This is a genomic window from Nonomuraea sp. NPDC050383, assembly GCF_044459125.1.
Taxonomy (GTDB): domain Bacteria; phylum Actinomycetota; class Actinomycetes; order Streptosporangiales; family Streptosporangiaceae; genus Nonomuraea.
This window is the reverse complement of sequence record NZ_JBITIP010000007.1, coordinates 130,275-146,363: the sequence shown is the minus strand read 5'-3', so window position 1 is coordinate 146,363 and position 16,089 is coordinate 130,275. Positions and strand designations below refer to the sequence as shown.

General features: G+C 71.4%; 11 protein-coding genes. 2 read left to right on the top strand and 9 right to left on the bottom strand.

From position 1 onward, the window contains the following. Nucleotide 1 precedes the first annotated feature (1 nt). The 8 genes from ACIBG4_RS19245 to ACIBG4_RS19210 form a co-directional block, all read right to left on the bottom strand. A complete protein-coding gene (locus tag ACIBG4_RS19245) occupies nucleotides 2-1,948 on the bottom strand; it encodes a TOMM precursor leader peptide-binding protein (RefSeq protein WP_397202894.1) in 1,947 nt (648 codons plus the stop codon). After that, complete coding sequence (locus ACIBG4_RS19240) at nucleotides 1,941-3,974, bottom strand: YcaO-like family protein (RefSeq protein WP_397202893.1); 2,034 nt, start codon at nucleotides 3,972-3,974, stop codon at nucleotides 1,941-1,943. The genes ACIBG4_RS19245 and ACIBG4_RS19240 overlap by 8 nt, the downstream gene beginning before the upstream one ends. A gap of 6 nt (nucleotides 3,975-3,980) precedes the next feature. Then, on the bottom strand, nucleotides 3,981-5,399 hold the full coding sequence (locus ACIBG4_RS19235; protein ID WP_397202892.1) for a SagB family peptide dehydrogenase: 1,419 nt from the start codon (nucleotides 5,397-5,399) through the stop codon (nucleotides 3,981-3,983). Then, nucleotides 5,396-6,439 (bottom strand): thiopeptide maturation pyridine synthase, encoded by a 1,044-nt coding sequence (locus tag ACIBG4_RS19230; RefSeq protein WP_397202891.1) that lies wholly within the window; start codon nucleotides 6,437-6,439, stop codon nucleotides 5,396-5,398. Before ACIBG4_RS19230 ends, ACIBG4_RS19235 begins: the two co-directional genes overlap by 4 nt. Nucleotides 6,440-6,442: 3 nt before the next feature. Further along, the gene (locus ACIBG4_RS19225) at nucleotides 6,443-7,423 is read right to left on the bottom strand and encodes a lantibiotic dehydratase C-terminal domain-containing protein (RefSeq protein WP_397202890.1); all 981 of its coding nucleotides are present in this window, start codon (nucleotides 7,421-7,423) and stop codon (nucleotides 6,443-6,445) included. After that, nucleotides 7,416-10,088 (bottom strand): lantibiotic dehydratase, encoded by a 2,673-nt coding sequence (locus tag ACIBG4_RS19220; protein ID WP_397202889.1) that lies wholly within the window; start codon nucleotides 10,086-10,088, stop codon nucleotides 7,416-7,418. The genes ACIBG4_RS19225 and ACIBG4_RS19220 overlap by 8 nt, the downstream gene beginning before the upstream one ends. A gap of 58 nt (nucleotides 10,089-10,146) precedes the next feature. Next, complete coding sequence (locus ACIBG4_RS19215; RefSeq protein WP_355448036.1) at nucleotides 10,147-10,335, bottom strand: thiomuracin/GE37468 family thiazolyl RiPP peptide; 189 nt, start codon at nucleotides 10,333-10,335, stop codon at nucleotides 10,147-10,149. Nucleotides 10,336-10,542: 207 nt separating this feature from the next. After that, complete coding sequence (locus ACIBG4_RS19210) at nucleotides 10,543-13,374, bottom strand: BTAD domain-containing putative transcriptional regulator (RefSeq protein WP_397202888.1); 2,832 nt, start codon at nucleotides 13,372-13,374, stop codon at nucleotides 10,543-10,545. Between the two features lie 236 nt (nucleotides 13,375-13,610). On the opposite strand from ACIBG4_RS19210, the gene ACIBG4_RS19205 reads away from it, so the two are divergent. Then, nucleotides 13,611-14,126: a hypothetical protein gene (locus ACIBG4_RS19205; RefSeq protein ID WP_397202887.1), complete on the top strand. Its 516-nt coding sequence runs from the start codon at nucleotides 13,611-13,613 to the stop codon at nucleotides 14,124-14,126. Nucleotides 14,127-14,235: 109 nt separating this feature from the next. Next, nucleotides 14,236-15,135, top strand: coding sequence for a LysR family transcriptional regulator (locus ACIBG4_RS19200; RefSeq protein WP_397202886.1), 900 nt, complete (start codon nucleotides 14,236-14,238; stop codon nucleotides 15,133-15,135). A gap of 21 nt (nucleotides 15,136-15,156) precedes the next feature. Here ACIBG4_RS19200 and ACIBG4_RS19195 read toward each other — a convergent pair whose 3' ends face one another. Then, nucleotides 15,157-16,050: an AraC family transcriptional regulator gene (locus tag ACIBG4_RS19195; RefSeq protein ID WP_397202885.1), complete on the bottom strand. Its 894-nt coding sequence runs from the start codon at nucleotides 16,048-16,050 to the stop codon at nucleotides 15,157-15,159. Nucleotides 16,051-16,089: the final 39 nt, after the last annotated feature.

Genomic DNA, 16,089 nt, shown 5'->3' with positions numbered 1-16,089 from the left:
TCTAGGGGAAGGCGTGCGGGTACGGGTTGACGTCGTGCGGCTCCAGGGGCCGATCCCGGTATCCGAGCCGGTACGGCACCTCGTACAGCCTCGGCAGACCGTCGACCCGCCGGTAGTCGTGGCCGAAGGTGACCGGCAGGGTGCCGGGGATGACGACCTTCACGCAGGCCAGGCCGGACACCTCGTGCTCGGGGGTCGTCTGATCCACCACGATGACGTCGGCACCGGTGACGAGGTAGCGGTCGACCAGCTCGATCAGGTCGTCCCGCAGATCGGCGTTGCGCAGTCGCGCCGGCGCCGGAAGGTCGTCGATGTGCCGCCGCCGTGGCGTCTCGACCAGGAACCGCAGCCGGTCGTACGTCCTGTGGTCGCCGTACAACAGGCGATGATCCTCCATCTCCTTCACCAGCGACGAGTCGTCCACCATCCGGCCGGCCTCGTCCATGTGGTCGGGATAGCGCTTGACGAGGTCGGCGAGGAGGGGGCCGAGCTCGTTGAGCGCGTTCTCGATCGCGCGCTCCGGGACGGGGTGCGCGCCCGCCGAGCACGCGGCCTTCGGGCGTTTCTCGTCGTCGCCTGGATCGACGGCCATCGCCCAGACGCAGGGGATGCCCTGTTCGAGGGTGGTGTCGAAGAGCATCACCTGGTCGCCGGTCTCGGCCTCGATGGCTTCGATGATCAGCGGGATCATCGAGTCTCGGGCGGAGGTCACCTCGATGCGCGGGACCGGCATGCGCGCGTACCACGTCATCATGAAGGCGTCGCGCTCGGCCACTTCGAGGATCCCGTGGAAGACGGCCTCCTCGAGGCTGCCGCCCAGGGCGCAGCCGTTGGAGACCTCCTGGACGAACGGCGGCCGGGCGGCGTCATGGTGGCGGGCCCGGTAGTAGGCGTAGGTCTCGGGCACCAGCACAGGAGCGCTGCGGGCGAAGGAGTATCCCCAGACCCAGCGGCACACCTGCTCCTCGTCGAACGGGCGGTACGGGAAGCCGGGGAGCCGATGCCGCTCCGCCGGATAGAGACCGAGTGACCGGGGGTCGATCGCGTCGCGGCGGACCTCGGCGTAACTGGCCGACACCGTGGTGCGCTTTCCCCCGGGCTCCATACCGCCGTGCCGTTCCAGCGTCTCCAGCATGGCGGTGACCTGGCTGCCCTGGTAGTTGCGGGTACGGCCGAAGCCGTACTCGGTCGACCCCTGGCGCAGACCCATGGGCGCCGCGGCGACGACGATGCCGCCCTCGGTGCTTTTGAGGACGGATCGGATGAGACCGCTCTCGGCGTCGACGTACCTGGCCTTGAGCGGATCCACCTCGCCGATCATCGAGCGGAGGCGGTAGACGTCCGGGGCCGGTTTGGGGCGGGACCGGAGGGAGATGCCCGCCCGCGAGCGGTCGTCGGGCGGCAGCCTCCCGCAGACGTCACAGAGCGGGTCGGGCAGGAACGGGTGCGGCTCGACGGCCAGCGTCTCCAGGTCCACGTAGAGGAAGGCGGATCTCGTGCGCGGGGTTTCCCCGTTGACGAGCCGGGCGATCTCCACGGTGACCAGGGTGGCGGCGAGGTCGGCCGCCAACCCGGTGAGCCAGGCCGACGGCAGCGCGGACAGGGTGGCCCCGTGCTCCCGCCACACCGTCTCGTGCCCGTCGGGCTGGAGACGGGCCAGTCTCCGCCGGAACTCGCCGCAGTCCACGCAACCGGGAAGCCCGGGCTCCTCCAGCGGGCCGATGACGACCCGGCCCAGTTCGGCGCGTACGGGCAGCCAGGGCACGCCCGCCTCCTCGGCGGAGGCCCTGACCTCGGCGTAGCCGGAGAGGTCCCAGCGGTCATGGGCCACGACGGCCGCGACGGCACCGGAGGTCAGGAGCGGCGAGACGGAGGATCCGCTGCCGGACAGCGCCGCGACGATGCTCTCCGCGAGCAGCCCTTCACCGAGGACGGCGATCTCATGCATGGGTCAGCACCACGCGGACGGTGTACGGCATGATCGAATGAACCTCACGATCGTGGTCGAGGGGTACCGCCACCGGCGAGAGACCGCGTCCGGCCAGCGCGGACACCAGGCTCGCCGAGTCGGTGCGGAAGGAGTCGGGCAAGGCCCGGGCCACCGGACCGCGCAGCCCGGGCGGTATTCCCGGCGGGGCGGGCGGCGCGTAGGCGGGCTGGTCGTTCTGCCGCGCCTGGTAATGGAGGAGGGCCTGTTCGAGCGCGCCGGTCACGGCGTCGGCCGCCGACGAGCCGGCGGCGTACCCGACAGGCGTGTCACCCAGGTAGGTCATGGCGGCCGGAATCCCCGACGGCCCGGTGAGGTCGTAGCACGTGACCGCCTCACCCGTGGCCCGGAGCATGGACCTGTACCGTTCGCCGCGCGGTGGAAGCGACCCGGTGTCCAGGTCGAAGCGGGGCACCGGCGTCGTCCGGTGCTCCAGATCGGCGAGCGCCACCCGTCCCGCCTGCTCGGCCAGCGCGACGTCGACGGCCTCCTGCCAGCTGTATCCCGCGGCGATTCCCGTATGGATTCCCATGGGGACTCCCGTGGTGGCCCGGCCCGTGCCGGACAGCGCGGGGAAGGCGACGTCCGCGGCGACGGCTCGCGTTCCGCCGTCGGTGAGCCGGCGGCCGAGGACGAGCCCGCTGATCCTCCCGGCTCGCAGGTCCGCGAGCAGGGAGTCGGGGTCGGACTCCGGCGAGGCCAGCGGAGCGCGGCCGTCGGCCGAGAGCAGCCGGCGCGGATCCACCATGAGCGAGGCGTAGACCGCGAACGCCTTCAGGGCGGCCTGGTGGCGCGCGGACTCGAAGTCGAGACCCGTTCCGACGACCCTGGAGACGGCGCCATTGAGCAGTCCGGCCGGGTCGGGTACCTCCACCTCGCTGACGTGCAGGGGGATCTGCGCGTAGTCGCGCTCGGTCGGCTCCCCGAACACGCCCAGGAGATCGTCGGCGCACACCACCGCCCGCCGGGAGAACGCCTCCCGGCCGAGAACGTCGCCGGCCTGGCCGGCGGAACCGGGGAGCGGGGGTTCCGCCGGCCGGAGGTAGGGGTGCGGGACGAAAGCGTGTGACGTACGGCGCAGCGTGGAAAGGTCGATCCTGGTCAGCCGGGCATGGTGGTCGTCCAGCAGGCCGGTGACGGTCCGGAAGGCCAGGTGGACCAGGACACCGGCGACGGCGGCGGCCTGCGCCTGATCGACGGGGACGGGCGAGCGCTGCGCGGGCCGGGCCCTCACCCGGCGCCGGCCCGCCGTCCAGCTCGCCGCCGATCGCGTGCCGAGGTCCTCGGGGCCGAGCCAGACCTCGCCGTCCAGCACGACCGCCTGAGCCAGGGGGATCCCGCGCTCCGAGCAGAGCCTGTCGAGCAGCGGCTCATGAGCCGCGCCGCCGGAGACGTGCAGAACGAGGTCCGCGCTCTCGAGCAGGGGCAGCAGCCCCTCCTCGCTGAAGTCGGCGAGCCGGTGCCGCTCGACCCTCTGGTCGGGGGTACGCCGCCCGCGCTCGACCCATGCGACGTCCTGAGGCTCCGGGGCGGCCATCTTCACCAGGCGCGATCCCGTGCGCAGGGCGGCACGTGCCACCCACGGCACCAAGTCCCCCGACCCCAGAACGAGCATCACTTTATCCCGATACGCCCGAAATATCGTGATAGGCGAGTCTCGGAAATGCGCGATAAAAGCCACCTCATGGCGATATTGCGGATATTCCGGATATTCCAGGTCTGCCTCCTGCTCCGCGGTGCCGACGTCTCTCACGACGTCCCGCTCCAGCAGCGCGGTGAGCAGGCTCTCCACGGCGGCCCGGCGCTCGGGCGGCAGCTCCTCCGTCAGCTCGGCCAGCGTGTGCCGTCCGTCGAGGTAGGGCTTCAGCAGGTCCATCAGCGGCCCGGCGGACCGGCCTTTCAGATGACTGGCTCCCCGGTACGTGAGCAGGTACATCCCTGCGGAGTCCGGGGCATGGAACGCATCGGGGCGTAGCAGCAGGCCCACGTTCGTCTACTCCTGTTCCTCGTCGGCGGGCGGGCTCGGCCGGCTCCCGAGCATGAACTCGCCCACGCTGGCCTCGATCGCCGGATCGGCTCCCGTGGCCTCGTTGAAGGCCGGCGCGTCACCTCCGCCAAGACCGGAGGCGGCCAGTCCCATGGCGGTCGCGACCAGGTACATGCTCTGGAAGAGCACCCCGACATGCTTGAGGATGAGGGCGTACGGCATCTCCTCGTACGTCCACATCACCCGCCCGAACCTGGCCGACACCACGATCAGGACCTGGGGCCACGTGGTGGTGGCCGCCGCCCGGCCCGCGGTCGCGAGCAGCCGCCCGACCGCGGGGCCGGGCTCGCAGACCAGGCGCAGCCTGTGCTCGTGCGCGTCGTAGTGGTACATGCCCGGCGCCAGGCCCGCGACATTCCGGACGACCGGGTACAACTCCAGCTCGTCGACCCCGCCACCGGCGGGACGGGGCGTGTCGACGTACTCCACGCCCTCCCACACGTTGACCCGGCGTACCCGGGCACATCGGTAGAGCAGCTCCGCGAGCTGGTCGGCCGTGATCGGGCGGTCGTCGTCGTGCTCGCGGATCGAGCGCCGCTCCTCGATGGCGTCGGTCAGGCGGAGGTCGCGCGCGCGGATCTCCTCCAGGTCCGGTACCCGCAGGTCGACCGCGGGTCCCGGATAGGGTTCCCGGCGCGCGGGGAGCGGAGGGAACTGCCCTTGCCCCCATTTCGTCCGGCCGAATCCGGCGTCGAAGTAGCCTCCGTTCCCGTTGCGGCTGCGCGAGTGGAACCACAGGTCGTGCGGGCGCCACTGGCGCAGGCGCCACTGCGACTCCGCGTCGCTCCCGGCGGGGATCGCGATGCCGGTCCAGCTCAGATCCCGCAGCAGCCTGGCGATCAGCTCTTCGGGCAGCGGGCCCTTCAACGTGGCGGCCGAGAGCGGCCGCGCCATCTCCGTGAGCATGGCCGCGACTTCCGGGTCATGGATCAGCACCTGTGCCCACGAGGCCGGAGCCTCGGCGAGGATGTCCTCCCCCTCACGCCGGAACACCGCGAAACCGGACAGCTTCACCTCGTGGTCGAGGTCCTGCTCCACGTCTGGGGCGGGCGCCCGGACGGGCTGCACCGTGTACAACGGCCTGCCGAGACGGCTCAGCGTGGTCGTCACCCATCCCCCGCTCCGCAGGGCCGCGAGGAATCCCGGGTCGGACTCACCGATCGCCGTCAGCTCCGACGGCGGGCACGGCCCCTCGGCCAGGCGACGCAGTACGGCACGACCGCCCGCGCCCACCGGCCCGAACGATTCCACCCTCCGCCACAGATCATGACGGAACAGGTGCAGCCCGCCGTTCGCGCCCGTCGCGCTGTAGACCCCCGGCCGCAGCCGCAGATGCTCCTCGTACGCCGGAGCCTCGCCGGTCATGACGCACGTCCTTGCCGCGCCGGTGTCGCCAGGTACGTCTCCACGGTGTCGGCGAGCAGGTGACACAGGAGGAAGCGCTCGACGGGGACGAGGCCGAGCCGGGTCAGGTGCAGATAGGTGAGGTTGAGCATCAACCGGTACAGGAGGAACTCGGGCGCGTCCCGGATCTGCGCCCACACAGGATCGGCGTAGCCCGCGCGATGAAAGGGACTCGACTCGGCCAGCTTCGACTCCTCCTCGGCGCTGACGGTCGGCACGACGAACGCGCCCTGTTCGAGGAGCCGCGCCCCCCGCCGTTGGTACGGGATGAGCGCGGCCACCCAGTCCGACAGCAGCGAGGCGTCCCCGTCGTCGCCGCCGAGCACCGCCCGCAGCTGGGCGAGGAGGGTCCGGCGGTGTTCGCGGTAGTAGCCGTCCCACAACGGCCTCATCCCGCGCGCTTCCGGGAAGGTCGACAGGAACGCCTCGGCGTGGGACCTGAAGGTGAAGTATCCCTGTGAGATGTCGGTGCCCGACAGGCGGTGCGCCGTCGCCACCATCAGCTTGAACGCCAGTTGCCGCCGTCGCGCGCCGCCACCGGCCTCGGTCATCGCGAAGGCGAGGCCGGTGGTGTCGGCGTAGAAATCCGCGACGAGCTCCGCCATGTGCGGCCCGCCCAGGACCTCTTCCCGGTCGTCGTACTCGGCGACGCGGAGGGTGTTGTCGGGGAACCACGGCGTCAGGGGGCCGGTCTCCCGCTCCAGCTCGGCCAGCCGCTGATGCGAGGAGAGCTCCTGCCCGGGGTCAAGCGGCAGCGTTGACGGGCGCTCGGCCAGGCAGCCGCCGATGATCTTCTCCGCGGCCGGCCACACCACCTGGGTGAAGGTGTCGTGGTCGGTGCGGAAATTGAGCCGCAGATGGGGTCCCTGCCGCCAGTGCCGGGTGTAGAAGAGCTTGTCCACCCGCCCTGCCAGCTCACGGAACAGCGGGCGCACTCCGTGCAGGATCAACGGGTCCTTGTCGTGGTCGTAGTAGCGGACGTGAATGCTGTTCCAGTGCACGGCCTATCTCCCCTCCTCCGCGAGCACGGCCACCGCGTCCGCGCACAGCAGCCGGACGGCCCCCTCTTCCTGCACGGTCACGCCCAGCCGGTTGCAGACCAGGTGAGCGCAGATGTCGAGAACGGTGAGGACCTGCCGAACCTTGACCGCGCCCTCCCCTTCCCAGCCTCGGGGCGGTGGCTCGAACCGGCCGGCGGCGGCCTCGGCGGCCAGCGCCTCACGGAGCGTGGACACCGATCGGGCCCAATCGGCCAGGGAGCCCGGCCCGGAGACCTGCTCCAGGTGCCTGGCGAGCTCTCTCATCGCGCGAGCGAGGCCGACGACGCGATCACGGTGGTGCTCCGTCGGTTGCGCGGTCGCTCCCGCGAGGCCGGTCCCGGTCACGTCGCCGGGCCGGTCCCGGTCGACCCTGACCCACGGAGCGAGCCGGGCCGCATCCTGCTCACCGCAGAACCAGGTGAGCAGGATCATCGCGGTCCCCGCGGTGGTGCGGTCCTCCGGCCGCAGGCCGGCGCCCAGGAGGCCGAGGGCGATGCGGCTGGACTCCGTGAAGTGCCGCTCCACCGCCTCCATTGAGGCCCCGGTGCCGTAGCGGTCGTGCTCACGCCGGTACGGGATGAACGCCACGGAATTGTTCGGGGCGAGCTGCGCCGTATGGCCGGGAAGTCCCTCCCACCGGGCCAGGGCTTCGCCCACGGCGGCATAGTCTTGCCGGCTCATGGAACGGCCCGCCGGGTTCTCGGCGAGATACTTCTCGAACCTTTCCGTGATGACCCGTTCCACCTCGGCCCGGTGCGCGGGGTCGGTGGGCAGCGCACGGAAGCGCAGATGCGGCCCCCCGTCCCAGTACCGCAGGAAGAACGCGTCCTCCGCGAGCCCGCGCCCGGCGAGCTCGGCGATCAGCGGACCGGCCGCGTCCATCAGCAGCGCGTCCAGGTTCTCGTGATAGAAGACGTGGGCGCTGACCCAGTCTGATTCATGCATTGCGGCCGTCCTGGTCAGAGATCTCGATGAGAAATTCGGTGACGCTGGGGTCCTCGGGGTCCGGCCCCAGCGCGTCCTCGAAGTCGGGCAGCACCTCGTCGAAGATCACCATCGGCCCCGAACTCCGCAGCATCTTCTCGAAGGCCGTGACCAGGAACCAGTTGGCGAAGTCGACGTAGACGGGCTTGCGGGACTTGTCGAAGATCCACTGCGTCCAGTCCCCCGTCCCCCCGCCCTCGTCCGGACGTGCGAACCGGACGAAGGACCGCACCGGGATGTCGTGCTCGTGCAGCCACGACACCAGGCGCAGCAGATAGGCGGCGTCGTCCTCGCCCTTGGCGCGTTCCGGAAGCATCTCCTTCGGCACGATCCGGCGGGCACGCTGGATCACCACGCCGCCGATCTCCACCCGGGGATAGGCCACCGGCGACACGGGGAGGTCGAGATCGGTCGGATCCGCCAGCAACGGAATGCTGGGATGCACGTAGTGCGTCTCTCCCGAGACCTGGATCAGCAGGCGAGCCGCCGGTGGGAGCAGCAGGTCGGACATCATGCCCAGATGCAGGGCGGAGAGTTCGGCGCCCAGCCGCTCCGAGACCACCGTGAGCAGGCCGCTGCGTGGATCGAGGACCATCCCGAGGTCTCCCAGAGGGATGCGCTCCTCCACGGGACGGCTGCTGACCGCGAACGGATAGTCGATCTCGTACGCCACGTGCGGCACCCGTCTGTTCAACGCCGAGGCCGCCACCCCGCCCAGTTCGGCGAGCACCCGGGCACTCGGCCGGCGCTCCGTGGCCGGGCTCTCGCCCGTGGCCTCCGCCATCAGGGCCAGCACCCTGCTCCGTCCACGGCCGTAACCGGTGTGCGCCGCGTTGAGCACCAGCCCGAGCCCGCCGTGACCGGGGACGACCTGCACATAGCAGGCCAGGGAGCGCGGCGGCACCACCCACGACGGCCAGTCCTCCGTCAGCTTCCTGATCACCTCCGCCGGGACGCTCACCACGCCGTCCCTCTCCGGCTGGGCGAGCACCGCCTGCCGTGCCTCCCGCTGGATCGCGGCCAGCTCCCGCAGCCGCGGCAGCCGGCTCTCGGACAGGGCGCCGCCCGCCCCCAGGGACGGGCCCATCAGCCGGGCGACCTCACGCGCCGCATCGCTCAGCTCGGCGGATTCGGCGTCCTGCGCGAGCACCTCCTGGAGCGCCCGGTGCAGGACGAGGAGGGGAACGCGGGCACCCGGGCCGAAGCGCTCGGAGAAGTAGGCGCCGAGGGCGATACGGAACGGCAGCGTCAGGTCGAAGGCGCCCAGCCAGCGCCGCACCACGTCCAGGTCCTCGAGCGCCGGACGCCACGCCGCCGACCCGACCTCCGCCACCGGACCCGTGAAGACGGCGTTCTCGCGGAAGGTGTGCCGGCCCTGCCCGTCGAGCGCCGCTGGCTCGAAACCGAGCGGTTGCGCCAGGTCGGTGAGCGCGGCCTCCAGCTCGTACTGCCGTTTCCAGTGCCCCTCGACGTCGTCCACGGCCACGGGCAGCCGCGCCTGCCGGCGTACGCGCCGCAACGCCTGGACGACGTCCGCGAACGCGGCTTCCCCGTGGTCCTCGACCCACGCGGCCAGGTCGCCCAGCGGATCGGTCGACTGGTCGGCGACAGGGTGCTGCTCCTCCAGGAGTCCGGCCCGCACCAACGCCTGGAGGAACGCCTCGACCGGGGACTCGTCGGCGGCGCCGCCCGCCAGGCCGGAGCGGAGCTCGGCAAGCGTGGATCCCGGGCGGCCCGCCGCCAGGCTCAGGCATGCCTCGACCGCGGCGGTGGCCGGCAGGGTCACGATGGGCTCCTCGGCGGAGCGCCCGAGGAAGCTGATGGTCGCGTCCCGGCGGGTCGCGCTCGGGTTGACCCGCAGGGCCAGGTGCCGGGCCAGGCGTGGATCGCGGGTCAGCGTTTCGCCGATCCGCTGCAGCAGGAAGGTGTGGATCTCCAGCACTCCCTGGATCTCCGCGGGAGCGAACCGTACGGGTGATTCACCCCCTGCACCGTCCGCCCACGTCCCGGTGCCACTCGCCATGAAGGTGCCGTAGGGGCTCGTCTTGGCGGCCGCTCTCGCCAGGTACTTCGCCAGCCGCGCCAGTGACTGCCTGCGCGGTCGCCGCCGCGCGTCCGCCAGCCACTTGGCCAGCTCGCCGAACAGGGCCGGGCTGGCCTGGGACAAGGCCCGGCGGAAGCCCGGATGACCGGCCACCTCACGCAGGACGAGCTCCTTCTCCCGCAGCTCGGAGGCGAACACGTCGTCGAGCGCGCGTCGCCCGTCATCGAGCCGGCGCCTGGTGACGATCCAGGATTCGATCGCGTCGCCGATCTCGGCGGGGACGAGCGCGGCGACCCGCGCGTTCCATTCGGTGTCGCGGGGCAGTCGTCGCTGGTGCAGCGCCCTGCGCAAGCCGACCAGAGCCGGCTTGGCCGTACCGGCGTCCAGCGCTCCGATCAGGGGATACAGTGCCTCCGACAACGCCTCACCGTCGCGCCGTAACGTGGCCGCCAGCCGGGCCAGCCCTTCCGCCCGGCCGTACGCGCTGTCCAGGCGCAGTCGCGACAACGCCGCCACCGGCACACCCGCGACCCGCACCACGACAGACGACTCCACGTGGGCGCCGCTCGTTAAGATCACCATGTCCTCCGGAAGCGCCGGAGCCGGGCCGCCGGCGCCACGCCGGCGGCCCAGCCGGGAATCAGCTGCTGCTCGAGCTCGTCGACGACGTCGAGGTGCTGCAGACGCTCGGGCAGAGCACGGACGCGCCGTTCTCCGCCATCCCGTGGCCCGCGGTCAGCGACTCGATGGCGAGACCGCTGTCGGCGAGGTCGAAAACGTCCATCGGCAGGTTCTTGAGGTCGAAGTCGAGCTTCTGGGAAACGCTCATTTTTCTTTCCAGCCTTTCTCGGGAGAAAATCGAAGGACCTATAGCCGTGAATAACCGGTCCCTGCTCACCTCCAGGAAACGTGCGGCTATGTGCTCCGACGGAAGGCTAACCCCGGCGCGCGGAGAACACCCTTTCTCCGGCCTGTCACCGACCTGTCGGCGCTGATATTTCCCTGGGAAAGGCCCGGCCGCGCCGATGACGTCCGCTCACGCGGTGGACGCGAGAACGGCCTCGATGTGGTGGGCCCGCGGGTCCGCCAGCCCGCCCATCAGTTCGAGCGCCGTCCGCAGGATGCCGCGGGCCAGCACGTCGTGTCCGGCCTCGTTGAGCGCGTTGCCGAGATCGGCGAGGGTGATCGCCTCCCAGCGCTGGTTCCGCGTAAGGCGGAACAGGTCGACGGACTGGCGGAAGGCGCGGACGGCCGCCCTGGTGTCGCCCGTCATGACGTAGGCGCGGCCCAGGTTGCGCAGGCACATCGCGTCGGAGGTGTACTCCCTGAGCCGCAGGTTGATCCGGTGCGCCTGCTGGAACGCCTTGACCGCGCTCCGGTAGTCGCCTGCCACGGTCCGCGCGATTCCCAGGTTGTCGAGGGCCAGGGCGATGCCACGGGGATATTCGTTCCGCTCGTGCAGGTCCAGCGCACGCATCAGGAGCCGCTGGGCCTTTCCGTATTCTCCGGCCTCGCCATATGTCATGCCGAGATTGCACAGCGCCATGGCCTCGCCGTACGGGTTCTTGCTCCGCTCGAAATGGATGAGCGCTTCGCGGAAATGTCTCTCCGCCAGATCGACGTCGCCTCTGTCGGAGTAGATGCAGCCCACGGAGTTGAGGGTGTAGGCCTCGCCGACGGGCTCGCTCGCGGCCCGAGCCGCGCGTACCGCCGACTTCAGGCTGTCCAGGCCGTCCGACCACGGGATGCGCGCGTCGAAGAAGCTGGTCATGGCCATGGTCGTGCGCCATGAGTAGTGGGCCCACCCGTTCGAGGCCGCCCACGACGTCACCGCCCGGAGGGAGTCGTACTCCAGCTCCAGCCATGCCATCGCCTCGTCGGCGTCGGCGAACGCCAGAGGACGCCGGCGGGGCCGCATCGGCGCGATGAAGTCGCGGCGGCGGTACGGCACCAGATGCCGGTCGGCGCTCACGGCGGTGAAGAGGTAGTGATCGAGGAATCGCCGCACGGCTGCCTGCCGCTCGCCGCGCGGCATGTGCAGCCGTGCCTGATCGACGGCGTACAGCCGGATCAGGTCATGCAGCTGGTAACGGCAGGGGCGGCGCTGCTCGAGCAGATGTGCCGCCACGAGCTGGTCCAGGCCCCGCTTCACCTCGGCGGGCGGCAGGTCGACCAGCGCCTCGACCGTCTCCAGCGCGATGTCGCTGGCGGGGTGCAGGCCGAGCGCGTGGAACGTGGCGGCCGCCGCCGGGCTGAGCGCCGCGTAGGACCAGGACAGAACGGCACGCAGGTCGATGTTCGGATCGTTCTCGCCGGTTCCCAGGTTGTCGAGGCGGGCCTTCTCGTCCGCCAGCCCGTCGACGACCTCGGCGAGCGTGGCGGCGCGCTGCGCGCGTTCGGCGATGATGGCCAGCGCGAGGGGCAGATGGTCGCACAGCTCGGCCAGCCTGGAGGCCGCCGCGGGCTCGCGGGCGACCCGGGCGGGGCCGACCGCCGCCGCCAGCAGCTCGACGGCCTGGGATTCGGGCATCGCGCCCAGCGTGACACGGTGCGCGCCGTCACGGATCGACAGAGACCGTAACTGGTCGCGGCTGGTCACGATGACCAGGCCGCCGGCGCCCGGCAGGAGCGGGCGCACCTGGTCGGCGTTCCGGGCGTTGTCCAGCAGGATGAGCGCGTGCCGGTCGGCGAGGACGGTGCGCAGCAACGCGCAGCGCTCGTCCACGTCGACGGGGATGGCGTCGCTCTCCACGCCGAGACCGCGCAGGAGGCTCTCCGCCGCGGCGGCCGGGGTCATCGGCTCGCTCGGTCCGTAGCCGCGCAGGTCGAGGTAGAGCTGGGCGTCGGGGTAGTCATGGGCGACCCGGTGGGCCCAGTGCGCGGCCAGCGTCGTCTTGCCCGTCCCGGGAGCGCCGTCGATGGTCACGATGATCGGGGCGTTCGTGCCTCCGCCGCTCCGGCCCGGCGCCGCCACGCCTGAGGGCAGCCTGTCCAGTGCCGCCAGCTCCTCCTCCCGGCCGGTGAAGCGCGCGATGCCGTGGGGCAGCTGCCGGGGGCTCGGTGTCCGGCGCCGGGCGGCCGTGCCGGCCGGGTGGTCGCCGGTGTCGCCCTTGAGCACCGTCTGGTGCAGCTGGACCAGCTCTTCGCTCGGGTCCAGGCCGAGCTCCTCGCGCAGCACCGTGCGTACGCGCTGGTAGGCGCTCAGTGCCTCCGCACGCCTGCCGCTGCGGTGCAGAGCGGTGATCAGGCGCGTCCACAGCGGCTCCCGGCTCGGGTAACGCCTGGTCAGCTCCGACAGCTCGGCGACGAGACGCCCCGGCGGCTCACTGGCCAGCTCCAGGTCGATCCTGCGCTCGGTGGCGGCGAACCACTCCTCGGTCAGGAGGGGTATCACCTCGTTCTCCAGCCAGGGGCCGCTCGCGTTGCCGAAGGGCTGCCCGCGCCACAACCGCAGCGACTCGCGCAACAGGGCCATCTCCTCCTCCGCGGAGCCGGCGTCGTCGGCGCGACGCACGAGGCCGCGGAAGCGGTGCAGGTCCACCGCGTCGGGCTCGATCTGGAGCTGGTAGCCGTCCGGCTCGGTCTGGATGAGGTCCGCCCCGATCAGCCGCCGCAGCCTGGTGACGTAGGTGTGCACCGCTCCGCGCGGCCAGCCCGGCCCCTCGCCCGGCCAGAGCCGCTCGGCGAGCGTGGGCGTCGAGACCGACTGGCCGACCGACAGCAGCAACGACGCGAGAACCGTCCGTAGCTGGCCGACGGGCACCGCCACCGGGTTCTGGCCGACCCGGACCTCCCAGGGCCCCAGGACGCCGAAGCTGATGTCGCCGCCAGGTGATCCCGCAGCCGTTCCGGATGACGCTCCTGCCAATGCCTGACCTCCCACGGGGACGAGCCACGGACCGTGTTGCCTGCATTGCTGGATTAGTGAAGATGAATAAACCACAGTTACGCGCCACCATGCCGCGACGCCGCCGTCCCTGTCAATCTAAGCAAAGGAAGACGGCGGCGTGCTTCAACTTCGGTTGAAGCATCGCGGGCGCCCCGCCGGCGAGGCGAGCGCCTATGATGTTGGTGTAGCTGCCGATGCGCGCCCTGGGGAGGTTCGTGAGCGGCGAACGCCTGGAAGAGATCGTCGAGCGACTCGAGATCCCGCACCCGTTCGACATCGTGGAGTTCACCCGCCAGGTGGCGCGGGTCCGACGGCGCCATATCGAGCTCAGGCCCGTCGACACCTCCGCGGACGGCCCGAGCGGCATGTGGCTGGCCACCGACACGGTCGACTACATCTGCTACGAGCAGCGGACGAGCCGCTCCCATCAGGAGCACATCATCCTGCACGAACTGGGCCACATGGTGTGCGAGCACGTGTCGGCGCCGATCGCCCCCGACACCCTGCTGCGGATCCTGCTGCCGACGCTGGACCCGGCCATGGTCCGCTCGGTACTCGGCCGGACCACATACGCGGAGCCGGAGGAGCACGAGGCCGAGCGGTTCGCGATGCTGGTGCTGCGACAGGTCGGCCGTCTTCCCACGGTGCGGAGGCCGCCGCTCTCGGCGGAGGCGGCCGGGATTCACGACCGTATCGAGGCGGCACTGGCTCCGCGCCCCAGGTCATCCTGACCGTCGTGGCGGGCCGGCCGGGGCGCGCCGCGAACATCCAGACGTCATGGCGGGCGAGTTATCTTCTCTGAGATCGATATCGCTGCGGCGCTATACATCTGGAGGCGTGATGGAGTTCAACTCGCTCAGGCAGTTCCTGGTGGTGGCGCGGCTGGAACACCTCAGCGGCGCGGCCGAGGAGCTGCGCGTCGCCCAGCCCTCGCTGAGCCGTACCATCGCCCGCCTGGAGAGCGAGCTGGGCGCGCCGCTGTTCGACCGGAGCGGCCGGCTGCGGCTGAACGACACGGGGCGGCTCTTCCGCGATCACGTCGAGCGCGCGCTGGGCGAGCTCGACGCGGGGCGGCGAGCCGTCGCCGAGGCCGCCAGCGAGGGGGTGGGCAGCGTGCGGCTGGCCTCGGAGACCTTCCTCACGCTCACCGGGCCGTTGGCGGCCTACAAGCGCGCCCACCCCGACGTCGAGGTCGAGCTCCGCTGGGCGCCGGCCGAGGACATGGCCCGCCGCCTGCGCTCCCAGGACGTCGATCTGTGTGTCGCCTCGCAGCCGATCCCCGCGGAGGGCCTGGAGTCGGTGGAGCTGCTCGACGAGCCGGTGGGGCTGGCCATGCCGCTCGACCATCCGCTGGCGGGCCGCGCCTCCGTGAGGGTCGAGGAGCTCGCCGGCCAGGCCTTCGTCAGCGCCGGCAGGGGGCACTGGCAGCGGCGGCTCCTGGACCGGCTCTTCGCCGCACGAGACCTGACCCCGAAGATCGTCTGCGAGGTCGACGAGCTCAGCGCCATCGCGGCCCTGATCAGCGCGGGGCTCGGCGTCGGTCTCGTCCCCGCCTTCGCCCTGAGTAGCTCCACGCGCGTCCATGCCGTCTGGGTCCCCGTCGACAGCCCGGACTGCCGGCGCGCGGTCACCCTGTACTGGGGCGCCGGCAGCCACCTGTCCACCGCCGCCCGCCTGATGCGCGCCACGATCGCCGACTGGAACTGGATCACCGGCGAACCGCAGGAGCAGCGCCGATGACACGCTTCGTGGTCGTCGCGGTCAGGGGAGGTGGGTGCGGAAGCGGGTGCGGTAGGTGGTGGCGCTCAGACCGTAGTAGCCCTTGAAGCGCCGCGCGAAGTAGCTCTGGTCCGGCCACCCCACCGCCTGGGCGATCGAGGTGACCGGCTCGTCCGTGCGCAGCAGCAGGTCGGCCGCCGTCTCCACCCGGAGCCGCCCCAGGTACGCCATCGGCGGCAGCCCCGTGGCCGTCCTGAACAGGCGCACCAGGTACGCCGGGCTGAGTCCGACGCTTCCGGCCAGCTCGCCCAGCGTCCACTCCCGGGCCAGCTCGGCCTCCACCATCCGCACCACCCGCATGACGGTCGGATGGGTCAGCGCCGTGCCGGGGGCGACCTCGTCATGGCCGGCGCTGACCGTGCGGGACAGCAGGCCGAGGAAGAGGGACAGCCAGCCGATCACGTCGGCCCGGTGGTCCTGGATGCGCCGCTCGCGGAGCCGGTCGAGCTGCTCCAGGTAGCCGACGCCGGCGCTCAGCTCAGGATCGCGCAGATGGGCCGTCAGGAGGCCGCGGCGCTGGAGGGAGTGCGGGCCGGTCCAGAGCAGGTAGCCGAGCCGGGCGTCCTCGCGGGTCCAGGCCAGCTCGCCGCGGAGCAGCTCGGTGCCGACGCAGCAGTTGTACAGATCGAGTCCGGCGCACCGCTCGTAGCCGTGCCACACTCCGGGCCGCAGCAGCACGACGTCGCCGGCCCGCAGCTCCTGGCGTCCGGACAGGGAGTGGTGGACGGCGGTTCCGGCGACCACGACGGCGATCTCGACGAAGCTGTGCGTGTGGACCGGCTCCTCGCCCTCGTGCGTGAAGCGGCTCGCGTAGGCGGGCGAGCCGTCGTCGAAGTAGAGCAACCCGCGGGACATCTTGAGCGGCGATCCCGTCACGCAGCCACCCTAGCCGCACAGATCAGGTCAATTTTGTCC